Source organism: Paraburkholderia xenovorans LB400 (genome assembly GCF_000013645.1).
GTDB lineage: Bacteria > Pseudomonadota > Gammaproteobacteria > Burkholderiales > Burkholderiaceae > Paraburkholderia > Paraburkholderia xenovorans.
In genome coordinates, this window is sequence record NC_007952.1 from 1,759,763 (window position 1) to 1,781,309 (window position 21,547).

Here is a 21,547-nt window from a genome sequence, read left to right on the forward strand (position 1 = left end):
GCTCCCGTCAGCGGATGATGTCGTAGCTGTAGTCGGTCTTCGCCGCGACGATCGTGTTGGCGTCGAGCGCTTCGAAGAATTCGTCCAGCAGCGTGACCAGCACGCGCAACGCGCCTTCATAGCCCCACGTCGGGAAGCGATGATAGTGGTGGCGATCGAAGATCGGGAACACCATGCGTATCAGCGGCGTTTTCGTATCACGCTCGAGGTATTTGCCGTAGGTGTTGCCGATCAGGAAATCCACCGGCTCCGTGAACAGCAGCGAGCGCATATGCCACAGATCGCGTTTCGGATACACCTTGCAGCCCGCGCCGTACGGCGACGCGTCGAACAGCGCCTGCACCTTCGCAGCCCAGGTTTCGCCGCCGTTGGTCGCCAGCACGTGCGCCGGTTCGGCCCCGAGTTCGAGCAGGAACTGGGTGTAGCCGAGCATCTGGTCCGGGTCGCCATAGAGCGCGAAACGCTTGCCGTGCAGATGCGCCTGGCTATCGGCCATCGCGTCGACGAGCTGGCCGCGCTCCTTCTCCAGTTGCGCCGGAATCGGCTTGCCGGCCACACGCGAGATTTCCATCAGAAACTGATCGGTGCCCGCCACGCCGACCGGCGCGTTCAGCACCACGACTTCCTGACCATGCTCGGCGATGAACTTGCTGGTCTTCTCGCAGCAGTATTCCTGGAACACGAAGGTCGCCTTCGCGTTCAAAGCGCGCTCCACCTCATCCTTGGTCGTGCCGCCTTCGTACATGCGGAACTCGCCGTCGGTCGGCGTATTCCACGTTTCGGACGGATCGCAGAGGATGTTCACCTGCACGCCGAACAGATCGAAGATGCGGCGGATTTCCTTCATGTTGCCGACCACGTAGCCGTCGAACCCACCGATGAAGTTGACGCTCTCATCGGCCACCCGTTCGAGCGGCGCGGCCGTACCGGCCTTGCCGTCCCAGAAGTGCTTGAGGATGCCGAGAAGCGCGTTGTCGTAGCCGGTGACATGGCTGCCCACGAAGGCCGGCGTGTGCGCGAACGGCACATCGTAGTCTTCCGGCACGCTGCCCTTCTGCTTGCTGTTCTTGATGAACGCGTCGAGGTCGTCGCCGATCACTTCCGCCATGCAGGTCGTCGAGACCGCGATCATCTCGGGCTTGTACAGGTTGTACGCGTTGGCGAGACCGTCGATCATGTTGTTCATGCCGCCGAACACCGCTGCGTCCTCGGTCATCGACGAACTGACGCACGAGGTCGGCTCCTTGAAGTGGCGCGAAAAGTGCGAGCGGTAATAGGCGACGCAGCCCTGCGAGCCATGCACGAAACTCAGCGTCTTGTGAAAGCCGTTGGCGACATACACCGCGCCGAGCGGCTGGCAAGCCTTGGCCGGGTTGACGGTCAGCGAGTCGCGCGCGAAGTTCTTCTGTTTGTAGTCCTCGGTTTTGGTCCATTCGACGATCTGACTGACCTGCTCGTCCGGATGGTTGAATTCGAAGTTTTCCTTTTTTGTGCGGAAAATTTCCTGGTACTCGGGCTCACGGAACAGCAGTTCGTGGTCGAGAATCCTGTCTGCGGATTGGGGCATGGGATGCTCCTGATATTCAGTTCGATGGCTTCAATGGCCTGCCGGCCATCGGGGCTTAGGCGGTTTTCTTCCAGGGCGCCCTGGCGAGCCCCCAAACCGGGCTGGAAATGGCCATGTCCATGTCGCGCGCGAAAATGGCGTAGCCGTCGTAGCCGTGGTACGGACCGGAATAATCCCAGCTGTGCATCTGGCGAAATGGCACGCCCATCTTCTGGAATACGTACTTTTCCTTGATGCCGGAGCCGACCAGGTCGGGCTGGATCTGTTCGACGAACTTCTCGAACTCGTAGCCGGTCACGTCGTCGTAAATCAGCGTGCCGTCTTTCACGTAGTGCGTGGTGCGCTGATAGTCGTCGTTGTGGCCGAACTCGTAGCCCGTGCCCACCACGTTCATGCCGAGGTCTTCATAAGCGCCGATCACATGGCGCGGACGCAGCCCGCCGACGAACAGCATCACCGTCTTGTCCTGCAGGCGCGGCCTGAACTTCGCGTTCACCGCGTCCACGAGCGGCCGATACTTCGCGATGACCTTCTCCGCATTGGCCTTGATCGTGTCGTCGAAATGGCTGGCGATTTCGCGCAGGCTTTTCTCGATCATCGTCGGGCCGAAGAAGTTGTATTCGACCCAGGGAATACCGTACTTCTCTTCCATGTGCCGGCTGATGTAGTTCATCGAGCGATAGCAATGCAACACGTTGAGCTTGGCCTTCGGCGTGTTCTCCAGCTCGGCGATCGAGCCGTCGCCCGACCATTGTGCGATCACGCGCAGGCCGATTTCTTCGAGCAGGATCCGGCTCGACCAGGCATCGCCGCCGATGTTGTAGTCGCCGATAATCGCGACGTCGTACGGCGTGGACACGAAATCGGGGCGCTTGTCGGGATCGGCCTTGTCGAACACCCAGTCGCGGATCGCATCGTTGGCAAGATGGTGGCCGAGCGACTGGCTGACACCGCGAAAACCTTCACAACGCACCGGCACGATGGTGTGCCCTTCGTACTGCGCACTCTTTTTCTTCGAGACGGCCTCGATGTCGTCGCCGATCAGCCCGATCGGGCATTCGCTCTGGATCGAGATGCCCTTGTTTAGCGGGAACAGCACCTGAATCTCGTCGATGATCTTGTCGAGCTTCTTGTCGCCGCCGAAAACGATGTCCTTTTCCTGGAAGTCCGAAGTGAACTGCATCGTCACGAAGGTGTCGATGCCGGTGGTGCCGATGTAGTAGTTGCGGCGTGCCGCCCACGAATACTGGCCGCAACCGACCGGGCCGTGGCTGATGTGGATCATGTCCTTGATCGGCCCCCACACGACGCCCTTCGAGCCGGCGTACGCGCAACCGCGAATCGTCATCACGCCCGGCAATGACTTGATGTTGGATTTCACGCCACAGTCGGGCTTGCCGTCCTCGAAGGTGCCCAAATGCTTGGCGCGCCGTTTGGCCATTTTCTCGGGATAGGCCTTCAGCACTTCATCGATCAGGGCCTTGTTCGCGGCCTTGCGCTCTTCAACAGTGACGCTCATGGGAATGCTCCGTTGGGTGAATATCAGGCCTCGCGGTGAGTTGCATGCACGGCCCGGCCATTGCGTGAAGAACAACGCCGGGCCGCGCACGGCAACGCCCGCTCAGGCGGTCAGCTCCGCTGCGGTCTTGCCGACTTGCGATTCGTCGATGGACTTCATGATGCCGTGCTCCATCAACAGGTCTTCCAGCTGATCCATCGTGATCGGCGTCGGGATCGTGCCGTTGCCCGCGTTGTTGTGCACCTTGGTGGCAAGCTGGCGATACTCTTCAGCCTGCTTCGACTCCGGCGCGAATTCGATCACCGTCATGCGGCGCAGTTCGGCGTGCTGCACGATGTTGTCGCGCGGAACGAAGTGGATGAGACGCGAACCCAGCATCTTCGCCAGCGCTTCCGCGAGTTCGAGCTCCTTGTCGGTCTGGCGCTCGTTGCACACCAGGCCGCCCAGGCGCACACCGCCGCTGTTCGCGTACTTCAGAATGCCTTTCGAAATATTGTTGGCCGCGTACATGGCCATCATTTCGCCGGACATCACGATGTAGATTTCCTGCGCCTTGTTTTCGCGAATCGGCATGGCGAAGCCGCCGCACACCACGTCGCCGAGCACGTCGTACGAGACATAGTCCACGCCGTCATAGGCGCCGTTTTCTTCGAGGAAGTTGATCGACGTGATCACGCCGCGGCCCGCGCAGCCGACGCCCGGTTCCGGACCGCCGGATTCCACGCAACGGATGTCGCGGTAACCGATCTTCATCACGTCCTCGAGTTCGAGGTCTTCCACCGAGCCGGCTTCGGCGGCCAGCGACAGGATGGTGTCCTGCGCCTTGGCGTGCAGGATCAGGCGGGTCGAGTCCGCCTTGGGATCGCAGCCGACGATCAGGATCTTCTGGCCGAGTTCGGTCAGGGCTGCCAGGGTGTTCTGCGAGGTGGTCGACTTGCCGATGCCACCTTTGCCGTAGAACGCGATTTGCCGAAGTTTGGACATTGCATTTCTCCATTCAGGAAGGAGGGTTGAAACCAGGGTTGCGTAACCGCGACCATGTCAGCCTGTCGTGCCTGTATGGGTCTTCTTATATCGAGTCACGCGTCGGCCGGACCTGTGTCCGCGCTGGACCCCAAATGCAGCTTCCGTGCCATGTCGCCGACGGTGCCCTGTCGCGTCCGTGCTGCCGCGCTGCGCGGTACGTTCGCGACTTTCCGGACTCCTGTGCGGTCTTGTCGGTTTCGCGACAAAGCTCGCGAACTTCGTCGTGAATCAAACCGTTCGGGGGCGTTTGTCGCATTGTTTGTCGGGTCATTGGTCGGGCCGTTTGTCGGGCGTTTCTGTCGCGTTGGTCTGCATCCATGCGCGCGGCCCGGGCGCCGCGTGCGCAGCCGGCAGCGGCCTCATGAGCGGCCCGGCTCAGCCTGGTTCGGTTATTGCATTGATCGCGCCATGAACCCATCTGCCATCCCGTCTTCGCAACAGCTGCCGCGCGCGACGCACTTCGACCGTCTTGGCGGCGAGCCCGCCGTCATCCGTCTGGTCGACGCGTTTTACCGGCGCATGGATACGCGGCCCGACGCGCAGCGCATTCGCGCGATGCATCACCCGGACCTCTCGTCGACGAAGGCGGTTCTGGTGCTGTATCTGTGCGAATGGCTCGGCGGCGACAAGCAGTACTCGGCGCAGCGCGGCCATCCACGTTTGCGCATGCGTCATGCGGCCTTCGCCATCGGGCTCGCGGAACGCGATGCCTGGCTCACCTGCATGCGCGGCGCGCTCGACGAGACGGGAGTCGATCCGGCACTGCGCGACGAACTGATGCAGGCGTTTTTCAAAACCGCCGACTGGATGCGCAACACGCCGACGTGAATTCCTCTTCAATGCTGTTCAACTCAAGGATCTGTGATGACCGAAACGCTCGCCCACAAGGAGATCGACGACACCGCGTTCGCCCGTCTCGAACACGAAGGCCGTCTGCTCAACCCGGTGCTCAAGGGACTGACGAACAGGTTCGGCCGGGTCGGCTTTCGCGGCGAACTCGCGCTGCGCTTTGCCCCGAAGCTCGCCGACGAGGCGCGCCCGCCCGAGCTGACCTGCGATCAGGTGATGGCCTGCGCGACGATCGGCGAAAAGCACCTGCCCTTTTTCGCCGGGTATCTGCTGAGTTTCGAGTATCTGAAGGATGTGGCCGAGGTGCTCGGCGACACATTGTCGGCGGGCGGCAAGTACTTTCTGTTCTGCGACAACATCGACCTGAGCAAGCGCTATCAGGTGCCGTACAAGGGCGCGATGTTCTATGTGCTGCCGATTCTCGAATCCACCGTGTACAACGAAATGCTCGAATTGCTGTACCTCGAAAAGAACGAACTGAAGAAGAAAGACACAGGCGGCAAGCTCGACGCGGTAGCGGACGCAGCTATCAAGTTCGATGTGACCTTCGACACGATCACCTACAGCGAAGGGCTCGAACTGATGGGGCCGGTGCGCAACCCCAACGAAAACCGCCCGGTCTGAAACGCGGGGCCGACGGCAGCCGTGCCTCAGACCGCGCGGCCGCTTCCCCGATGTTCCCTTGCACCCGAACGGGATCACGATCATGCACACCGACACTGTCCTCGCTGTCCGCGAACGCCTGCCGCGCCGAGTGGCCCGGCGCGCCGACGCACCCCTCGAAACGGTCGCGCCCGCCGCGCTTTCCACCTGGCTCGCGTACCACGGCTTTCCCGACCTGCATTCGCGCAGCGTGAACGGCGAGACTCCGCTGATGCGTGCCGCGCGGCATGGCGAAGACGCGGTGGTCGAAGCATTGCTCGCATTCGGCGCGCGGGCCGACGCGCTCGACGACGACGGCAACCATGCATTGTGGTTCGCATGCCTGCGCGGCGGCCCTGCGACGATCCTGCGATTGATCGAAGCCGGCTCGCCCATCGACCATGCGAACGACGACGACATCACCTGCCTGATGCAAGCCGCCGCGAGCGGCCGGCTCGACGTCCTGCGAATGCTGCTTGCGCAGGGCGCAAGCGCTGAACTGTGCGCGCCCGACGGACGCAGCGCGCTCGACATGGCCGCCGACCTCGGCCTGCAACTGCTGCGCGCGGCACGCCAGATGGACCAGATGGGCCAGATGCACCAGACGGAAGAAGCCGGCACGCAGCGTATCGCCGCGACGCCGGACCTGGTCTGACATGCGCGCCATCGGCCAACACGCGCGGCGCCGGCGAAACCTGTATGGCCGATGTCGCCGGCGGGAGCTCGCACGATGAAAGGCCGACATGTGTTCCGCCGCCTCACGTTCGACGAAGTCCGCGCATGGCTCGCACGACGGCCGGACGCGCTGCTGCTCGACGCGCGCGACGCCGCCAGTTACGCACGCGACGGCTGGCCGGGCGCCGTGCGCCTCTCAGCCGACAACCAGGACGCACTGCTGCTGCGCACTGATCGGCAGCGGCCCGTGCTGATCTATTGCTACAAGGGCAACGCCAGCCAGGTCTGCGCGCAGATGTTCGCTGACTTCGGCTTTACCGATGTCTGCGACCTGGTCGGCGGCCATCGCGCGTGGACGGCGGGCGTCGACGGCTCGAACCCGTCCAGTGAAGCGCTTGCGCCGGAACTCGCCGCATGGCTCGCGCGCGAAGGCTTCATCGGCACGCAGGCGCGCGGCGCGCACGGCAACACGCCGCTGATGAACGCCGCATGGCGCGGCGCGCCGGCCGTGGTCGAGCAGTTGCTCGCATGCGGCGTCGCACTCGACGCCATCAACGAGGACGGCAACAACGCGTTGTGGTTCGCCTGTGTGAACGGCAATCCGTCGCTCGTCACGCGTCTCGTTGCGGCCGGCGTGCCGATGGATCATGCCAACGCGAACGGCGCGACCTGCCTGATGCTCGCGGCATCGTCAGGCAAGGCCGAGGTGCTGAGCGCGCTGCTCGCCTTGGGCGCCGATCCGGCGCTGCGCTCCGAGGACGGCTTCACGGCCGCCGACATGGCGGCCAGCGTCGACTGCCTGCAACTGCTGCGTCAGCTCCGGGAAGCCTGACAATGGCCCACCTCGTCTTCTACGAAAAACCCGGCTGCGCCGGCAATGGCCGCCAGAAAGCCCTGCTGCGCGCGGCCGGTCACACGCTCGACGTGCGCGACCTGCTGAGCTGGCCGTGGAGCGCCGACGCGCTGCTGGCGTTCATCGCGCCGCTGCCGGTCAGCGAATGGTTCAACCGCGCGGCGCCGCGCATCAAGTCGGGCGAGATCGTGCCGGAAACGCTCGACGCCGATACCGCCTTGGCGCTGCTGCTAGCCGGGCCGCTGCTGATCCGCCGGCCGCTGATGCAGTGCGACGCGCGCCGCATGGTCGGCTTCGATGCAGCCGAAGTGCATGCGTGGGTCGGGCTCGGCGCGCAGCCTCCGGCCCCGGGCTCGCCACTCGAAGGCTGCGCCGCAACGGCGGCCCACGGAACGGACCAACACGCGGACCAGCGCACAGAACAGCGCACCGACCAACGGACAACTCGCTGCACCCCTTCCACCTAAAACGGAAATCCCGGCACCATGCCCCTCTACGACTACCATTGCACGGCCTGCGGCCACACATTCGAAATGCTGGTGCGCGGCGGCCAACCGCCGGTCTGCCCGCAATGCGGCAGTACCGCGCTAGCGAGGCAGGTGAGCGCCCCGGTCGCGCCCGGCAAGAGCCGCGCGATCGTCTCTTCGGCGCGACGCCAGGCGGCGCGCGAAGGACACCTCAGCAATTATTCACCAGCCGAGCGCGGCAAGCTGCTGCGCTGAGCCGCACGGAGAAGCGGTCATGGACCAGCTGACCGGGCCGCCCTGATGACGCAGGGCGGCCGCGCCGCTCACACGAAGCTCAGCAGTTCGACGGTCACCGGTTCTTCGCCGAGCACGGCCTGACACGCGAGGCGCGACTTGGAGCCGATGCCGACAAGCGTATCGAGCTTTTCGTTTTCGAGCCGCTGGATCTTCGACAGGCTCTTGCGCCCTTCCTGCACGAACAGATGGCACGACCCGCAATCGGCCTTGCCGTCGCACTTGTGCGCGATGTGCTCGCCCACAGCGAGCAGTGCCTGCAACAAGGTCGCGCCGGCGGCGACGTCATAGGTCTTGCCTGAAGGCAATACGGTCAGTGTAGTCATGATGGTGAGCTTGATAGAAGGCGACAGATAAAGAACAACGGATAGGCGGCCGCGCGTCACGCGGCCAACGCGGGTTGCAACGCATCCACCAACGCTTCGGCGAATCCGGCCAGCGGCATCGCGATGCGCGTGATGCGCTGTTCTTCGAGAAAGCGCGCTTCCATCCGCGTCGGCTCGTCGGGCAGCACGGCCCAGTGCGTGTCGGAAGAACGTTTCATGATCTGGCGCGCGAAGCTGCGCGTGAGCTGGTCGTCGAAACGGCAGCCCAGAAACAGAAAGCTGCGGCCGCTGCGCCATGCCTGCACCGCGGGCGGAATCGGCGTCTGGATGTCGATCTCGGTCAGCACTTCGACGAAGTCGCTGTCGGAGACCAGATAGTTCGATGCGGGCGCGTGGCCGCCAATCGGCTTGTAGAGCAGCGCGCCCGAGGCCGGCACCGCATGCAGGAACGTGCCGTCCGGCGCATACGCGCCAAACCACTGGCCGAAATGTTCCGACTGCGACAAACCCTGCACCTGAGCCCAGCCGCCTTGCGGCCGCGCCTCGTCTAGGGCGACGGCAAACGTGTCGTCGTACCAGCAGTCGACATACAGCCCCGCGCCGCTGGCCGCGAGCGCGCGGTGCAGCGCCGACGGCACCGGCGTGGTGGCGAACGCGCCGTTCATCAGGTTCACCACCGACTTGCGATGCTTGAAGTTCTCGATGAATTGCGCAGCCTGCGTGAGCCGCTTGCGGATCTTGTGCGGCACGCTGACTTTCGCGGTCATGATCTCGGCCAGCGCGCCCGGCGTGGCCGGCACGGTCGAATCGGGACACAGCGCGAGCAGCGCCGGGCCGAGGTAGGGAATCACGCCGCCGCCCTGGAGCTGGCGGGCGATGGTCTGGACTGAAACGGTCATGGAGTGAGCCTCACAGATAAATGGCGGCACCGGCGCCCACGTTGGTCGCGGTGTCCTTCAGCGTCTTGACGATGTACCTGACCTGATCGGCGTCGAGCAGCGTGTGCAGCGGCAGCGCCAGCGCGCGGTCGCCGATGCGCTCGGTATCGGGCAGCAGACCGCGCTTGCGGCCGATCGCGTCGCCCGTGTTCATGTAATGGAACTGCTGATGCAGCGGATGGCTGTATGGCGCGGTCTCGATGCCGCAGGATTTCATGTCGTCGATCATCTGGGCGCGCGCGCTCTGCGTAAAACGCTTGCCCAGGTGGACGACATAGAGCATCCAGTGCACTTCCTCGACGTCCTCGGCCACATAGGGCGGCTTGATTCCCTCGAAGCTCTGCATCTCTTCGTGATACCAGCTCTCGACCTGTTTGCGCTGGGCGAGGCGCGTGTCGAGTTCGGCCAGTTGCGCGAGACCGAGCGCGGCGGTCAGATCGCTGATGCCGGCTTGCAGCGGCACCCACGAGCCGACCGAAACCGACGCGCGGTCCGTGACGCGCCGCTCGCGCAGATAGCGCAGTTCGTGCACGAGTTCGTCATCGTCGGTGACGAGCATGCCGCCCGCTCCCGTGCTCAGCGCGGACGGGCCGGAGAAGTCGAACACCGAGACGTCGCCGAAACAGCCGGTGTTGCGGCCGCGGTAGCGCGAGCCGAGCGCCTCGGTACTGTCTTCGATCAGGCGCAAGCCATACGCGTCGGCCAGGTCGCGCAGCGGGCCCCAGGCGGCCGGGTGGCCGTTCGTGTTGCCGGCGAGAATCGCGCGCGTGCGCGGGCCGATTTTCTGCGCGGCTTTTTCGGCGCTCAGACATCCGCTCCAGTAGTCGATGTCGGCGAACACCGGCACGGCTCCCGCCAGCGTGATCGCCTGCGCCACCTGGTGCCAGGTGTGGGATGCGCAGATCACTTCGTCGCCCGCGCCGAGCCCCATCGCGCGCAACGCAATCCAGGTGGCGAGCGTGCCGCTCGCCACCGCAACCGCATGCGTGCGGCCCACCCAGCCGGCGAACGCGCGCTCGAACGAGTCGAGCATCGGCCCGTCGCTCCAGCGCGACGATTGCAGCACGGCGTTGACGAAATCGATCTCGCGCGCCGCGCAAGCCGGTTCGCTCAGCGCGATCTCATCGATTTCCATGAGGTTCGTCCTCGGTCAGGATCAATGCGTCGGCCTCTTCAGGCCGCTGCGTGATCGACATGCAATGCCCGTCCGACATCAGGAAGTAGACGCTGCGCGCGCCGAGTCGCAGCGCCGCCGTCTCGTCGCGCATCTCCAGTGCGCTGACCCGCATGGTGCGCACCTCGGGATAGCGCTGCTGCCATTGCAGCGCGGCCTCGCGCAGCGTCGGCGCCGTGCGCAGCAGGTCGGCCGCGACGTCGAGCTGTTCGGCGTTCAGGCTCATCTCACTCCTCCACGCCGGCAATGCGCCGGGCTTCCACGGTGATGGGCAGCGGCGTGTCGTCCGCCATCGCGGGCAATTCGAGCTGCCAGCCGTTGGCGAGCGTGACGAGACCGCCCCACATCCCCGGCTGCGCCATCGCGACGATGGGCTCCTCCAGGTCCTTCTTTGGCACGTAAGCGCTCAGCGCGCCCTTGCTGTCCTTGCGGATCATGACTTTCATGGTGACGGACTCCGGAGATTGACGACAGATTCAAACCAGGTTCAGGCGGAACATGCGGGTTGCGCCAGCAACGGACGCAACAGCGGCGGCAAATGGGCGAGCAGATACTGAATGTCCTGTGCGGTGGTGGTTTCACCGAGCGACAGCCGCACCGCCGCCAGCGCCTCGTCGCGCGGCACGCGCATGGCCGTGAGCACATGCGAAGGCTCGCTGCCGCCCGACGAGCAGGCCGAGCCCGACGACGCGGCAACACCCAGCCGCCCGAGCCGCTGCAACACGACCTCGGCGGGAAGCAGTCCGAAGCGCAGGTAGCTGGTGCCGGGCAGGCGCGCCGCCTGCGCAGAAAAAACGTGGACCTCCGGCAGCGCGCGCTTCAACCCTTGCTCCAGTGCGTCACGCAGCATGCCTACGCGCGCCGCTTCGCTCGCCACGTCGCCGAGACGTTCGAGCCCGGCCGCAAAGCCGGCGATGGCCGGCAGATTCTCGGTGCCGCCGCGCCGATGCCGCTCCTGGCTGCCCTGTACCTGCGGCGTCAGCGTCACGCCCTGGCGCACCAGCAGCGCGCCGATGCCTTTCGGCCCGCGCAGCTTGTGAGCCGACAGCGACACCGCATCGATCCCGCTCCGGGCGAAGTCGAACGGCAGCTTGCCGATGAGCTGCGTCGCATCGACATGCAGGCGCGCGCCGGCCGCATGCGCGAGATCGCGCACTTCGGCGACCGGCATCACCACGCCGGTCTCGTTGTTGGCCGCCATCAGCGAGACCACGGCCACATCAGGTCCGATCAGCGCGGCGGCACTGTCGAGGTCCAGCGAGCCGTCGGGCCGCACGGCAATGCAGTCGAGCGCAATGCCGCGCGCCGCCAGCGCACGCGCCAGTTTCAGGTGCCCGGCATGCTCGACCGCGCTGAATACGACACGGTGCCGGCCCTGCGGCGCCGCCGCGTGCAAGCCGCACACCGCCAGATGATTGGCTTCGGTCGCGCCGCTGGTGAAGACCAGTTCCGCCGGCTTGCAGGCGAGCATTCGCGCGATGCTCGCGCGGGCCGCCGCGAGCGCGCCCTTCGCCTGCTGCCCGAGCGCATGTTGCGACGACGGGTTGCCCCATACATCGGTCAGGACGGACAGCATCGCCTGCACGACGGCGGGGGCCGGCGGCGTGGTTGCGTTGTGGTCGAGATAAATCATCGTCCGGCTCCGTTGATTGGCTTCACGGCCAGAACACACGTTCGCGATCGATGCACAGCGCGTCGAGCAGTTCGGCCAGATCGGTGCTCTCGTGCTGGAGCATCCACCGGTGCAGCGCGTGATCGCGCGCGCTCAGGCGCCACACGCCGTCTTCGTCGCGCGTGAGCCAGGCGATATCGATCACCCCGCCGGTCGTGTCGACATTGCGCGAGCAGCACGGGCTCTCGATACGAAACCCCTGCCCCTCGCGCAGCACGCGCGGCGACACATAGCGGTAGCGGGTGCGCTCGCGCAACGCCCGCTCGATCTGGCGCAGGGTCAGGTCGAAGAGGCCGCCCGTATGCAAGCTTCCTCGCCGGGGCGCCGCTTCCTGCGCATTCACCCGCGCCGTCATGACAGGCCGCCCGGTTCGGCCAGCACGCCGGCGGGCAAGGGCGCGATCTCGTCTTCGGTGCATCCGACCACGCAGTCGCCGAACTCCACCAGGTAGACCGGCTCGCCGCTCTCCACCACCTGCCCGACATTGACGATTTCGCCGACCGTGCCCGCTTGCGCGAGACATTCGTCCGCGCCGCGTTCGGGGAAACTGCCGTCGTTGCACAGGTCGTCCAGCGCGATCACGCGCATGCCCCATTGATATGCGGGCTGAACCGGTTCGATGCTCATGGCGAGGGCTCCTTGACTTGCGACGTATCCGGCTGGACCCGCGTGCCGATCCTGCGCAGCGCTTCGGCGCGCTCGCCCAGACCTTGCAGCACGTCATCGGGCAGGTTGTCGAGCGTGCACAGCTCTTTTGCGCGCATGCCGACACGGTGGCCGCTCTCGACGAAATCCACCGCGTAGATATAGAACTGCTGCAGGAACGTGTCGATGCTGGTGACGTAGCCGATCTCGCCCCTGTTCACCAGTACTTCGCCGATGTCCTTGCCGTTGTACGTGCCGTCGTTGCGGATCACCGAGCGCGCGATCACGCGCTCGCCGTAGTTGAAGCGCGGAGGAAACGCGACCTCGATCAGGTCGTCGTCGCGATTGATGTCAGCCATGATCCACTCCTGCTGAGCGTTGCACCGGTGCGCCGGCCGTCAGGCACGTGAGCGTGTCCGACTGCCGGCGCTGCCGCGCGAGCGCGCGCACCTCTTCGTCCGCGTCGTTCACCAGCGAGGCCACGATGCCCGCCGCCGCGCGCCGCGCGACTTCCCAGCGCACCCGCCAGTCGGGATCGCAGGCGAGGCGCGACAGCAGCGGCGCGGGCAGACGCTCGGCGACGATGCGGCGCACTTCGGCTTCGCTGTCGTCGGCGAGGCGCAACAGCGCGGGCATCGCGAGGCGCTCGGCGACGCGCATGCGCACCGTGCGGTCGGGATCGCGGATCATCTGCGGCAGCAGCGCCAGCGGCAGACGCCGCGCGACCCATTCGCGCACGCCGTAATCGGCATCGGCGCGCATGTCCGCGAGCGCGGCGGGCGCGAGGCGCTGCGCGACGCGAATCCGCACCTCGCGATGCGGATCGTGAATCAGGCGTCCCAGTTGCGCCAGCGGCAGACGCAACGCGAGTTGCAGCCGCACCGTCTCGTCCGGGTCGCCGAGCAACGCGCGCAGGCGGAACACGTCGGCGTGACGCGCGGCGATGGCGCGTACCTCGAAGTACGGATGCGCGAGCTGCTGATTGGCCAGATCGGGATGCCAGTGAAAGAAGCGCTCGATGCGGCGTGCGTAAGCATCCTGCATGCACGCGTGACCGGGTTCGCAGCCCTGCTCCGCTTGCAGTTCGCGCAAGCGCGCATACTCGCAACCGGCGCAATCGAGCAGGCCGCCCTGCCAGTGAAGCGGCGCAATGTCGCCACCCGGCGCGCGCACGTTCTGTACGGTCATGGCTCGGTCCCCGTCCAGCCGCGCGTCGGATAGGCGCCCAGCGCATCCGTTGCGTCGTCGGACCCGGCGCCGCTTTCATGACGCGCCAGAATCTGCGAAAGCAGCGCGCCGCCCACCCTGTCTTCGGGATCGAGGCGGCGCAGTTCGCGCAGCAGCATGCGCGCCTCGTCGAAGTCGCCCAGGCGCATGTCGAGGTACGCGAGCCCCTTCAGCGTGAACAGATAAAAGCGCGCGGCCGCGTCATAACGCGTGATTGCCGGAGCCAGCGGCTCGTCGCCGAAATCGGGGCCCAGCGCGGTGCGCGCAATCGCCAGCGCGTCTTCGCCGACTGCACGCGCCTGCGCCAGTTGATGACCGTAGAAGTAAAAGCGATACAGGGCGATCAACGGCACCGGATGGCGCGGCGCCGCGGCTCGGGCGCGTTGCAACAACACGAGCGCCTCGTCGCGGCGTTCGCGCAGCCGGCCCGCCTCGGCGATCAATGCATCGACGCCGGACGGCAGGCCGCCGCCGACCGCGCTCTGCGCGAACGCGGTCATGGCATCGTCGAGAGCACGGTCGCCGGTGTCCATTGCCATCGCTCCGCCTCAGGAGACCTGACGCGGCAACGGCGGCCGCCCGCGCCCGATCGCGCCGATCTCGATGGTCGCCACGCCCGGCGGCGTGGACTCCCCACTGCTGCTGCAACCGCAAGCCGCCTGATTCGGATTGAAGAAGGTCAAGCCGGATTGGGTTGGCGTATCGGCAAAATCGATCGTCACGCCTTCGAGCATCAACCGGCTCTCAGCCGGCAGAAAGATCCGCAGACCGTTGACGTCGAGTTCCTGTTCGCCCGCTTGCAGCGCCGGCTCGACGGTGAATTCCGCGGTATAGCCGGAACAGCCGCCGGCGCTCACCACCAGCCGGAAGCCGGCGCCGGCCGGCAGGCCCGAAAAGCGCACGATACGGCGCATGAATTTCTCGGCAGCGCTTGTGACAGTTACGTTGGACAGCATGATGCGCAGTCTCCTGAAGAATGAATGGCCGGCCCGGCGAGAAGCCGGACTCAGACCTGAACGATGCAGCCGTCCACGGGACACACCGCGACGCACTGCGGGTCGTCGAAATGGCCTTCGCATTCGGTGCATTTCTTGGGGTCGATCACGAAGATGCCGCCTTTCTCGCTGATCGCGACGTTGGGACATTCCGGTTCGCAGGCCGAGCAGCCCGTACAGGTGGACGCAATAATCTTGAGGGCCATGACAATTCTCCTGGTGTCCTGTCTTTAAGAATGTGGGGGGTCATGCCGCCGAGGCTGACGAGGTGTAAGCGCCCTGGCGAATCGATGCATCGCCGCGATCCTGATGCACGACGGCGCCGCTCTCGATACGGCTGCGGTAATCGTTGAACCAGGCGAGGGCCGCCTTTTCGATGAATTCGCCGACGTACTGATCCACCGGTTCGATACCGGCTTGCGCCAGTTCGTCCTTCGGGCACGCGCCGATCTTCGCGACCAGCACCGCGTGGCAGTCGTTGATCGCGCGCACCACCGACGGCAGTTGCTCGTCGTCGCCGTAGCCGCCCTGGCAATACAGGTCCACCCGGCGATGGCCGACGAACAGCGCTTCGGCAGCCGAGACTTCAAAGATCTGAAACTCGGTGACGTGGCCGAAGTGTTCGTTGACGCGGCCGCCGCCTTTCGTTGCGACCGCAACCAGCACCTTCATGTCGTCGGCAACGTCGATCTCGCGCGAGACCGCCAGCGCTTCCTGCTTCGCATCGTGCTGCGCCTGGCGCTCGGCTTCCACGCGCTGCTGATATTCACGGCGGCGTTCGAGGTCGTAGACCACTTCCATCTGATCGATCTTGTCGAGCGTGAATTCATCGCTGCGGTCTTCGCCCAGCAGGCCGACCGCGTCCGCGCGGCACTGGCGGCAATGGCGCATCAGATTGGCGCCGCCCATGCAGGCGTCCTGCACGGCCTTGAGTTCCTGCGCGGTCGGTCCGCGCTGTCCGCTCAGGCCGAAGTGAGTACCGTGCTCGGGCTCCGAGATCAGCGGCATGATGTTATGCAGGAACGCGCCGCGCTTCTTGACCTCGCGGTTGACCTCGTACAGGTGCTCGTCGTTGATGCCGGGAATCAGCACCGAGTTGATCTTGGTCAGCACGCCGCGCGCGGTGAGCATCTCGAGCCCCTTCATCTGCCGCTCATGAAGGATGCGGGCCGCCTCGTAGCCGGTCACGCGCTTGTGCTCCCAGAAAATCCACGGATAGATTTTCGCGCCCACCGCCGGGTCGACCATGTTGATGGTGATCGTCACGTGGTCGATGTTGTACTTGCAGATTTCGTCGACGAGGTCGGGCAGCGCGAGGCCGTTGGTGGACAGGCACAGCTTGATGTCGGGCGCCTGCTCCTGCAGCATCCGGAACGTCTCGAAGGTTTTCTTCGGACTCGCCAGCGAATCGCCCGGGCCGGCAATGCCGAGCACGGTCATCTGCGGAATTTCGCTTGCGACCGCAACGACTTTCTTGACCGCCTGTTCCGGCGTGAGCTTCTGCGAGACCACACCGGGACGCGACTCGTTGGAACAGTCGTATTTGCGGTTGCAGTAGTTGCACTGGATGTTGCAGGCGGGCGCCACCGCCACATGCATGCGCGCATAGTGATGGTGGGCTTCTTCCGAGTAGCACGGATGATTCTTGACCTTCTCCCAGATCTCCGCCGGCATGTCGTCGGGCCCACCCGACGAGCCGCAACTGGCCTTGCCCTCGCCGCCTTGCGTGCCGCAGCCGCCACCGGCGGCGGGAACGTCGATCTTCACACCGAGGGGTTTGATCTGGCCGATGCCGATATAGGTCGCTGCGGGCAGGTCGCTCGCATTTGTACTCGCTTGCATGGATATCTCCTCGCAACCGACGGCGGCCGCGCGAAGCCTGTAAAGCCAGATCCATGCCACTCGGCGAGAAGGCCTGAATTCAACGCCTCAGGAGATATTTCGCAGTTCTGTATGATCCGGGCACACGACCAATCCTCACAATTTCGTTGCGTCGTGTCGGTGTTGCGACAAATCTCACACGAACGCAAACGCCTGCGGTGGCCGACGCATGATGCACACTGAAATGGAAACGCATCTATCCCCGCGCGCGGGAAAAAGACGGTAGTCGTGGGGCGAAGCCTGCCGCTCCGCTCAGAACCTGCGAACCTCAATAGCGTATTTATGCAGCGCGTAGCCCATTTGCCGGGGCGTGATGCCCAGCAGCCGCGCCGCCTTCGCCTGCACCCAGCCGCAACGTTCCATCGCCCAGATCAAACGCTCGCGTTCGCCTTCCGGCTTACCGGCCGACGCTGCCGCAAATGCGCGCTCGTCGGCCGCCGGATCCAGTTCGGTCTCGGCGTCCGGGTCCGTGCCGCCGGACCAGGCAGCCGGCGCCGACGGCGCATCCAGATCATGATGACCATACGGCGGCTGCGACGACGACACTTCGGCGATCGGAATATCGGCGAGGCGCGCGGGACGCACGGCATCTTCGCGCTCGATGTAGTGCAGCACCTTCGTCAGGCAGCGATCTTCCTGGCACAGGAACTTGAACCGGTCGATCACGCCGTCGCGCGTCATGGTCGCCGTGCGCTCGACGCAGTTCTCCAGCTCACGCACGTTGCCCGGCCAGTAGCAGTTCGTCAGCACCCGCATTGCTTCGGCGTCGAAGCGGATCGACTGCGCGTTCTCGCGGTTGAAACGGGCGAGAAAGTGCTGCGCCATCGCCGGAATATCTTCGCGCCGCTCGCGCAGCGGCGGCAATTCGATGCTGACCACGTTGATGCGGTAGTAGAGATCCGCGCGAAATTCGCCGGCCTTCACCATCCGTTCGAGGTTGCGGTTGGTGGCGAGAATCAGACGCACATCGACCTTCACCGGCGTCGTACCGCCGACACGTTCGAACTCGCGCTCCTGCAGCACACGCAACAGCTTGGCCTGAAACGACGGCGAGATGTCGCCGATTTCATCGAGAAACAGCGTGCCGCCGTGCGCCAGTTCGAAGCGGCCCTTGCGCTGTCCCTGCGCGCCGGTGAACGCCCCCTTCTCGTGACCGAACAGTTCGCTCTCCAGAAGAGATTCTGTCAGCGCCGCGCAATTGACCCGCACGAACGAATCGCCGCTGCGCGGCGACAGATTGTGGATCGCGCGCGCGATCACTTCCTTGCCGGTGCCGCTCTCGCCGCGCAGCAGCACCGTGGTCCGCGCCGGCGCGACCTGGCGCACCTGGCCGAACACCGCCTGCATGGCGGCCGAAACGCCGACCACCTGATCGATCTGCTGGCTCGGTTTGATCGCCTTCTGCATACGTCTGACTTCATCCTGCATGCTGTCGTGCGCGGCGCTGACGCTGCGCTGAAGCAGCAACGCCTGCCCCATCAGTGTGGCGACGATCTTCATCAGATGCAGGTCGTCGGCGAATAGGCGGCTCGCGCCAGGATTCACGCAATCCACGGCGAGTACACCCAGCGTGCGCCGGTCGGCATGGATCGGCGTCGCGAGCATGGCGATGCACGCCCCCGGCATCTGGTCCGCGCCGCCGGTGCGATTCAGGAACACCGGCTCGTCGTTCACGTCCGGTACGATCACGCCGATACCGCTCTTGAACGCGCGGCCCACGATGCCTTCCCCTGGACGAAACTGCAAACGCTGCTGTTCGTCGCGCGAAAGACCCGCGGCGCACAGGCCGCGCAACTGCCCGTCGGGTTCGGCCAGCACCACAAAGGCGCGTCGCCACTCCATTGTGTGCAGCAGATAGTTCAGGGATTCGCGGAAGGTTTTCGCCACATCGAGCGACGAAACCAGCGTCTTGCTCACCTCATAGACGCTGTCCAGCGCTTGCCGGGCGACGGTTGCCTGGATGTTCAGCATGGATTTCTCCTTCGTGCGCCGCGTGTTCGATGCACCAGCGCAACGCGCAAGATCGACGCAAAGGCATAACACCGAAATCAAGCAATTTCTACGCCCGGCGATTCATCCTTCGCGCCTGCCGATCTCGCGTGCGTAACGACAAAGCCGACAAAAAGAACAGCGGACATTCTCGCGTGTCGCTCGCATCGAGACAAAGACAACAGCAAGAGCGCCAGGGTCCCGCTGAAACCGCCCGCTCATGCGCGAAAGTCCGATGGCATGGAAGTTGCCCTGAAGGTCGCATCACCCACCAGCCCTCAGGAGCCTGCGATGCCGGATCTCCAACGCGTAGCCAGTACCGGTCCCCGTCTGCGAGGCGCCCACCCCGTGTACCTGGATCATGCCGCCACCACGCCGGTCGATCCGCGCGTGGTCAGACGCATGCTGCCGTATCTGACCGAGATGTACGGCAATCCCGCCAGCCGCTCGCACGCTTATGGCTGGGTCGCCGAGGAAGCGGTCGAACTGGCTCGCGAGCAGGTCAGCTCGCTCGTGAACGCGGACCCGCGCGAGATTGTCTGGACCTCGGGCGCGACCGAATCGAACAATCTCGCGATCAAGGGCGCGGCGCACTTTCATCGCGGCAAAGGCAATCACCTGGTGACGCTCGCGACCGAGCACAAGTCGGTGCTCGACTCGATGCGCGAACTCGAGCGCGAAGGCTTCGAGGTTACGGTGCTGCCGGTGCAGGAAAGCGGCCTCGTCGACCTCGCCGTGTTCGCCGCGGCGCTCAGGCCCGGCACCGTGCTGGCTTCGGTCATGCTCGTCAACAACGAGACCGGCATGATTCAGGACATCGCCGCGCTCGGCACGCTCTGCCGCGAGCGGGGCGTCCTGTTGCACGTGGACGCCGCCCAGGCCGCCGGCAAGGTGCCGATCGATCTCGCCGCGTTGCCGGTCGATCTGATGTCGTTCTCGGCTCACAAGATATACGGACCCAAAGGTATCGGCGCGCTGTACGTGGGACGCCGGCCGCGCGTGCGGATCGCGTCGCAGATGCACGGCGGCGGCCATGAACGCGGCATGCGCTCCGGCACGTTGCCCACGCATCAGATCGTCGGCATGGGCGAAGCGTTCTGGCTCGCGCGCGAGAACATGGCGTCCGAAAACACGCGCATTCAGACGCTGCGCGAGCGGCTGTGGAGCGGCCTGCAAAAGATCGATGCCGTGGAACTCAACGGCGATGCCGGGCGCCGCGCGCCTCACTATCTGAACGCGAGCTTCAACTACGTCGAAGGCGAATCGTTGTTGATGGGAATCAAGGAAGTTGCAGTTTCGTCGGGCTCGGCCTGCACGTCCGCGAGTCTCGAACCCAGTTACGTGCTGCGGGCAATGGGTCGCAACGACGAACTCGCGCACAGTTCGATCCGCTTTTCGATTGGCCGCTTCACCACGGCCGACGAGATCGACTTCACGATCGATCTGATCACCCAGGTCGTCGCCCGGCTGCGCGCGATGAGCCCGCTCTGGGACATGGTGCAGGCCGGCGTCGATCTGCGGACGATCCAGTGGGCAGAGCATTGACATACCCGTTCCAGCCGAACCCCCGAACCCCCGGATACGCGAGCATTCAACCACCTGTGCGGAGCACCTCATGGCATACAGCGACAAGGTCATCGATCACTACGAGAACCCCCGCAACGTCGGCGCGTTCGATCCGGACGCCGCGAACGTCGGCACCGGCATGGTCGGCGCGCCGGCATGCGGCGACGTGATGCGGTTGCAGATTCGCGTCAACCGCGAAGGCGTGATCGAAGATGCGAAGTTCAAGACCTACGGCTGCGGCTCGGCGATCGCCTCCAGTTCGCTCGTCACCGAATGGGTGCGCGGCCGCACGCTCGACGAAGCGCTCGCGATCAGGAACACGCAGATCGCCGAGGAACTGGCGCTGCCGCCGGTCAAGATCCACTGCTCGATTCTCGCCGAAGACGCGATCAAGGCCGCCGTGGCCGACTTCCGTTCACGCCAGGCGATTCAGGGCACTGCCGCCGACAGCCTGCAACTCGCCGACCAACCGGTCTGCTCGTCCAATCCGAACTGAGTCCATTCAAGCCTGAGAGGAACCACCATGCAAACGCTCGCCCAACCGGCCGCCGCCACTTCCGGCGCCCTGCCCGCCCTGCTCGAATTCACACGTCAAGCCGCCGCGAAAGTGGCCTCGCTGATCGAGGAAGAAGGCAACCCCAACCTGAAGCTGCGGCTGTACGTGTCCGGCGGCGGCTGCTCGGGTTTCCAGTACGGCTTCGCGTTCGACGACCAGGTGGCGGACGACGACATGCAGACCGTCACCGACGGCGTCACCTTGCTGGTCGATTCGATGAGCCTGCAATACCTGCCAGGCGCGCGCGTCGATTATGAAGACGGCCTCGAAGGTTCGCGCTTCGTCATTCACAACCCCAATGCGCAGAGCACCTGCGGTTGCGGCAGTTCGTTTTCCGTGTGAGGCAATCATGGCAATCTCACTGACGCCCGCCGCCGCGAGGCATGTCGAGAAATCGCTGCGCAAACGCGGCAGCGGCATGGGACTGCGCGTCGCGGTCAGGACGAGCGGCTGCTCGGGCTTCGCGTACGCGCTGGAATTCGTCGATACCGCCAACGACGAGGATCAGCGCTTCGAAGCGCACGGCGTGACCGTGGTCGTCGATCCGCGCAGCCTGACCATGCTCGACGGCACGGAGCTCGACTTCGTGCGTGAAGGGCTGAACGAAGGCTTCAGATTTCACAATCCGAATGCCAGGGCGAACTGCGGTTGCGGCGAAAGCTTCGCGGTCTGACACACCCACTCAA

Annotated in this window: 28 protein-coding genes; 10 read left to right on the forward strand and 18 right to left on the reverse strand. The window is 65.0% G+C overall.

Annotated elements, in window-relative coordinates; genetic code table 11:
* Positions 1–7: 7 nt before the first annotated feature.
* The 3 genes from nifK to nifH all read right to left on the reverse strand — a co-directional run bounded on the left by nifK (position 8) and on the right by nifH (position 4,070).
* On the reverse strand, positions 8–1,567 hold the full coding sequence (gene nifK / locus BXE_RS29735) for a nitrogenase molybdenum-iron protein subunit beta (RefSeq protein WP_011491822.1): 1,560 nt from the start codon (positions 1,565–1,567) through the stop codon (positions 8–10).
* A 55-nt stretch (positions 1,568–1,622) separates the two neighbouring features.
* Positions 1,623–3,086 (reverse strand): nitrogenase molybdenum-iron protein alpha chain, encoded by a 1,464-nt coding sequence (gene nifD, locus BXE_RS29740; RefSeq protein WP_011491823.1) that lies wholly within the window; start codon positions 3,084–3,086, stop codon positions 1,623–1,625.
* Between the two features lie 102 nt (positions 3,087–3,188).
* Positions 3,189–4,070 (reverse strand): nitrogenase iron protein, encoded by an 882-nt coding sequence (gene nifH / locus BXE_RS29745; protein ID WP_011491824.1) that lies wholly within the window; start codon positions 4,068–4,070, stop codon positions 3,189–3,191.
* Positions 4,071–4,520: 450 nt separating this feature from the next.
* Between nifH and BXE_RS29750 the strand changes: the two genes are divergently transcribed.
* The 6 genes from BXE_RS29750 (at position 4,521) to BXE_RS29775 (ending at position 7,853) form a co-directional block, all read left to right on the forward strand.
* On the forward strand, positions 4,521–4,940 hold the full coding sequence (locus tag BXE_RS29750) for a group II truncated hemoglobin (RefSeq protein ID WP_011491825.1): 420 nt from the start codon (positions 4,521–4,523) through the stop codon (positions 4,938–4,940).
* A 36-nt stretch (positions 4,941–4,976) separates the two neighbouring features.
* Entirely contained in the window at positions 4,977–5,585 is a 609-nt protein-coding gene (locus BXE_RS29755) for a hypothetical protein (protein WP_011491826.1), read from the forward strand.
* An 82-nt stretch (positions 5,586–5,667) separates the two neighbouring features.
* Positions 5,668–6,258: an ankyrin repeat domain-containing protein gene (locus tag BXE_RS29760; RefSeq protein WP_011491827.1), complete on the forward strand. Its 591-nt coding sequence runs from the start codon at positions 5,668–5,670 to the stop codon at positions 6,256–6,258.
* Positions 6,259–6,333: 75 nt separating this feature from the next.
* Positions 6,334–7,110 (forward strand): ankyrin repeat domain-containing protein, encoded by a 777-nt coding sequence (locus BXE_RS29765; protein WP_011491828.1) that lies wholly within the window; start codon positions 6,334–6,336, stop codon positions 7,108–7,110.
* Positions 7,111–7,112: 2 nt separating this feature from the next.
* A complete protein-coding gene (locus tag BXE_RS29770) occupies positions 7,113–7,598 on the forward strand; it encodes an ArsC/Spx/MgsR family protein (protein WP_011491829.1) in 486 nt (161 codons plus the stop codon).
* A gap of 18 nt (positions 7,599–7,616) precedes the next feature.
* Positions 7,617–7,853, forward strand: coding sequence for an FmdB family zinc ribbon protein (locus BXE_RS29775; RefSeq protein WP_011491830.1), 237 nt, complete (start codon positions 7,617–7,619; stop codon positions 7,851–7,853).
* 68 nt (positions 7,854–7,921) lie between these two features.
* On the opposite strand, the gene BXE_RS29780 is transcribed toward BXE_RS29775, so the two are convergent.
* From BXE_RS29780 to nifA, 15 genes are all read right to left on the reverse strand, one after another.
* Positions 7,922–8,218, reverse strand: coding sequence for a 2Fe-2S iron-sulfur cluster-binding protein (locus BXE_RS29780; protein WP_040125348.1), 297 nt, complete (start codon positions 8,216–8,218; stop codon positions 7,922–7,924).
* 56 nt (positions 8,219–8,274) lie between these two features.
* Positions 8,275–9,117: an SIR2 family protein gene (locus BXE_RS29785; protein WP_011491832.1), complete on the reverse strand. Its 843-nt coding sequence runs from the start codon at positions 9,115–9,117 to the stop codon at positions 8,275–8,277.
* A 10-nt stretch (positions 9,118–9,127) separates the two neighbouring features.
* Positions 9,128–10,291, reverse strand: a complete 1,164-nt coding sequence (locus tag BXE_RS29790; RefSeq protein WP_011491833.1) for a DegT/DnrJ/EryC1/StrS family aminotransferase — start codon at positions 10,289–10,291, stop codon at positions 9,128–9,130.
* Positions 10,278–10,556 (reverse strand): hypothetical protein, encoded by a 279-nt coding sequence (locus tag BXE_RS29795; RefSeq protein ID WP_011491834.1) that lies wholly within the window; start codon positions 10,554–10,556, stop codon positions 10,278–10,280. Before BXE_RS29795 ends, BXE_RS29790 begins: the two co-directional genes overlap by 14 nt.
* Position 10,557: 1 nt before the next feature.
* Entirely contained in the window at positions 10,558–10,776 is a 219-nt protein-coding gene (nifT, locus tag BXE_RS29800) for a putative nitrogen fixation protein NifT (protein WP_007177241.1), read from the reverse strand.
* Positions 10,777–10,817: 41 nt separating this feature from the next.
* The gene (locus BXE_RS29805; protein ID WP_011491835.1) at positions 10,818–11,963 is read right to left on the reverse strand and encodes a cysteine desulfurase family protein; all 1,146 of its coding nucleotides are present in this window, start codon (positions 11,961–11,963) and stop codon (positions 10,818–10,820) included.
* Positions 11,964–11,985: 22 nt separating this feature from the next.
* On the reverse strand, positions 11,986–12,357 hold the full coding sequence (locus BXE_RS29810) for a hypothetical protein (protein ID WP_011491836.1): 372 nt from the start codon (positions 12,355–12,357) through the stop codon (positions 11,986–11,988).
* Positions 12,354–12,629, reverse strand: a complete 276-nt coding sequence (locus tag BXE_RS29815) for a nitrogen fixation protein NifZ (RefSeq protein ID WP_011491837.1) — start codon at positions 12,627–12,629, stop codon at positions 12,354–12,356. The genes BXE_RS29810 and BXE_RS29815 overlap by 4 nt, the downstream gene beginning before the upstream one ends.
* Complete coding sequence (locus BXE_RS29820) at positions 12,626–13,006, reverse strand: nitrogen fixation protein NifZ (protein WP_011491838.1); 381 nt, start codon at positions 13,004–13,006, stop codon at positions 12,626–12,628. The genes BXE_RS29815 and BXE_RS29820 overlap by 4 nt, the downstream gene beginning before the upstream one ends.
* A complete protein-coding gene (locus tag BXE_RS29825; protein ID WP_011491839.1) occupies positions 12,999–13,835 on the reverse strand; it encodes a 4Fe4S-binding leucine-rich repeat protein in 837 nt (278 codons plus the stop codon). The genes BXE_RS29820 and BXE_RS29825 overlap by 8 nt, the downstream gene beginning before the upstream one ends.
* Entirely contained in the window at positions 13,832–14,407 is a 576-nt protein-coding gene (locus BXE_RS29830; RefSeq protein ID WP_011491840.1) for a hypothetical protein, read from the reverse strand. Before BXE_RS29830 ends, BXE_RS29825 begins: the two co-directional genes overlap by 4 nt.
* Before the next feature lie 15 nt (positions 14,408–14,422).
* The gene (locus BXE_RS29835; protein ID WP_011491841.1) at positions 14,423–14,830 is read right to left on the reverse strand and encodes a HesB/IscA family protein; all 408 of its coding nucleotides are present in this window, start codon (positions 14,828–14,830) and stop codon (positions 14,423–14,425) included.
* A 50-nt stretch (positions 14,831–14,880) separates the two neighbouring features.
* A complete protein-coding gene (locus BXE_RS29840) occupies positions 14,881–15,075 on the reverse strand; it encodes a 4Fe-4S binding protein (RefSeq protein WP_007177249.1) in 195 nt (64 codons plus the stop codon).
* Between the two features lie 40 nt (positions 15,076–15,115).
* On the reverse strand, positions 15,116–16,711 hold the full coding sequence (gene nifB, locus BXE_RS29845; RefSeq protein WP_011491842.1) for a nitrogenase cofactor biosynthesis protein NifB: 1,596 nt from the start codon (positions 16,709–16,711) through the stop codon (positions 15,116–15,118).
* Positions 16,712–17,002: 291 nt separating this feature from the next.
* Entirely contained in the window at positions 17,003–18,721 is a 1,719-nt protein-coding gene (gene nifA / locus BXE_RS29850; RefSeq protein WP_011491843.1) for a nif-specific transcriptional activator NifA, read from the reverse strand.
* 309 nt (positions 18,722–19,030) lie between these two features.
* On the opposite strand from nifA, the gene BXE_RS29855 reads away from it, so the two are divergent.
* From BXE_RS29855 to iscA, 4 genes are all read left to right on the forward strand, one after another.
* Complete coding sequence (locus BXE_RS29855; RefSeq protein ID WP_011491844.1) at positions 19,031–20,284, forward strand: IscS subfamily cysteine desulfurase; 1,254 nt, start codon at positions 19,031–19,033, stop codon at positions 20,282–20,284.
* 70 nt (positions 20,285–20,354) lie between these two features.
* Complete coding sequence (gene iscU / locus BXE_RS29860; RefSeq protein WP_011491845.1) at positions 20,355–20,801, forward strand: Fe-S cluster assembly scaffold IscU; 447 nt, start codon at positions 20,355–20,357, stop codon at positions 20,799–20,801.
* Between the two features lie 27 nt (positions 20,802–20,828).
* Positions 20,829–21,203 carry an iron-sulfur cluster insertion protein ErpA gene (gene erpA, locus BXE_RS29865; protein WP_011491846.1) on the forward strand — a complete coding sequence of 125 codons (375 nt, stop codon included), beginning with the start codon at positions 20,829–20,831 and terminating at the stop codon, positions 21,201–21,203.
* A 7-nt stretch (positions 21,204–21,210) separates the two neighbouring features.
* On the forward strand, positions 21,211–21,534 hold the full coding sequence (gene iscA / locus BXE_RS29870; protein WP_011491847.1) for an iron-sulfur cluster assembly protein IscA: 324 nt from the start codon (positions 21,211–21,213) through the stop codon (positions 21,532–21,534).
* Positions 21,535–21,547: the final 13 nt, after the last annotated feature.

What these genes read in the sequence shown, in the direction of transcription:
- nifK (WP_011491822.1), bottom strand. Translation starts at nt 1,567, where the DNA reads ATGCCCCAATCCGCAGACAGGATTCTCGACCACGAACTGCTGTTCCGT.
- nifD (WP_011491823.1), bottom strand. Translation starts at nt 3,086, where the DNA reads ATGAGCGTCACTGTTGAAGAGCGCAAGGCCGCGAACAAGGCCCTGATC.
- nifH (WP_011491824.1), bottom strand. Translation starts at nt 4,070, where the DNA reads ATGTCCAAACTTCGGCAAATCGCGTTCTACGGCAAAGGTGGCATCGGC.
- BXE_RS29750 (WP_011491825.1), top strand. Translation starts at nt 4,521, where the DNA reads ATGAACCCATCTGCCATCCCGTCTTCGCAACAGCTGCCGCGCGCGACG.
- BXE_RS29755 (WP_011491826.1), top strand. Translation starts at nt 4,977, where the DNA reads ATGACCGAAACGCTCGCCCACAAGGAGATCGACGACACCGCGTTCGCC.
- BXE_RS29760 (WP_011491827.1), top strand. Translation starts at nt 5,668, where the DNA reads ATGCACACCGACACTGTCCTCGCTGTCCGCGAACGCCTGCCGCGCCGA.
- BXE_RS29765 (WP_011491828.1), top strand. Translation starts at nt 6,334, where the DNA reads ATGAAAGGCCGACATGTGTTCCGCCGCCTCACGTTCGACGAAGTCCGC.
- BXE_RS29770 (WP_011491829.1), top strand. Translation starts at nt 7,113, where the DNA reads ATGGCCCACCTCGTCTTCTACGAAAAACCCGGCTGCGCCGGCAATGGC.
- BXE_RS29775 (WP_011491830.1), top strand. Translation starts at nt 7,617, where the DNA reads ATGCCCCTCTACGACTACCATTGCACGGCCTGCGGCCACACATTCGAA.
- BXE_RS29780 (WP_040125348.1), bottom strand. Translation starts at nt 8,218, where the DNA reads ATGACTACACTGACCGTATTGCCTTCAGGCAAGACCTATGACGTCGCC.
- BXE_RS29785 (WP_011491832.1), bottom strand. Translation starts at nt 9,117, where the DNA reads ATGACCGTTTCAGTCCAGACCATCGCCCGCCAGCTCCAGGGCGGCGGC.
- BXE_RS29790 (WP_011491833.1), bottom strand. Translation starts at nt 10,291, where the DNA reads ATGGAAATCGATGAGATCGCGCTGAGCGAACCGGCTTGCGCGGCGCGC.
- BXE_RS29795 (WP_011491834.1), bottom strand. Translation starts at nt 10,556, where the DNA reads ATGAGCCTGAACGCCGAACAGCTCGACGTCGCGGCCGACCTGCTGCGC.
- nifT (WP_007177241.1), bottom strand. Translation starts at nt 10,776, where the DNA reads ATGAAAGTCATGATCCGCAAGGACAGCAAGGGCGCGCTGAGCGCTTAC.
- BXE_RS29805 (WP_011491835.1), bottom strand. Translation starts at nt 11,963, where the DNA reads ATGATTTATCTCGACCACAACGCAACCACGCCGCCGGCCCCCGCCGTC.
- BXE_RS29810 (WP_011491836.1), bottom strand. Translation starts at nt 12,357, where the DNA reads ATGACGGCGCGGGTGAATGCGCAGGAAGCGGCGCCCCGGCGAGGAAGC.
- BXE_RS29815 (WP_011491837.1), bottom strand. Translation starts at nt 12,629, where the DNA reads ATGAGCATCGAACCGGTTCAGCCCGCATATCAATGGGGCATGCGCGTG.
- BXE_RS29820 (WP_011491838.1), bottom strand. Translation starts at nt 13,006, where the DNA reads ATGGCTGACATCAATCGCGACGACGACCTGATCGAGGTCGCGTTTCCT.
- BXE_RS29825 (WP_011491839.1), bottom strand. Translation starts at nt 13,835, where the DNA reads ATGACCGTACAGAACGTGCGCGCGCCGGGTGGCGACATTGCGCCGCTT.
- BXE_RS29830 (WP_011491840.1), bottom strand. Translation starts at nt 14,407, where the DNA reads ATGGACACCGGCGACCGTGCTCTCGACGATGCCATGACCGCGTTCGCG.
- BXE_RS29835 (WP_011491841.1), bottom strand. Translation starts at nt 14,830, where the DNA reads ATGCTGTCCAACGTAACTGTCACAAGCGCTGCCGAGAAATTCATGCGC.
- BXE_RS29840 (WP_007177249.1), bottom strand. Translation starts at nt 15,075, where the DNA reads ATGGCCCTCAAGATTATTGCGTCCACCTGTACGGGCTGCTCGGCCTGC.
- nifB (WP_011491842.1), bottom strand. Translation starts at nt 16,711, where the DNA reads ATGCAAGCGAGTACAAATGCGAGCGACCTGCCCGCAGCGACCTATATC.
- nifA (WP_011491843.1), bottom strand. Translation starts at nt 18,721, where the DNA reads ATGCTGAACATCCAGGCAACCGTCGCCCGGCAAGCGCTGGACAGCGTC.
- BXE_RS29855 (WP_011491844.1), top strand. Translation starts at nt 19,031, where the DNA reads ATGCCGGATCTCCAACGCGTAGCCAGTACCGGTCCCCGTCTGCGAGGC.
- iscU (WP_011491845.1), top strand. Translation starts at nt 20,355, where the DNA reads ATGGCATACAGCGACAAGGTCATCGATCACTACGAGAACCCCCGCAAC.
- erpA (WP_011491846.1), top strand. Translation starts at nt 20,829, where the DNA reads ATGCAAACGCTCGCCCAACCGGCCGCCGCCACTTCCGGCGCCCTGCCC.
- iscA (WP_011491847.1), top strand. Translation starts at nt 21,211, where the DNA reads ATGGCAATCTCACTGACGCCCGCCGCCGCGAGGCATGTCGAGAAATCG.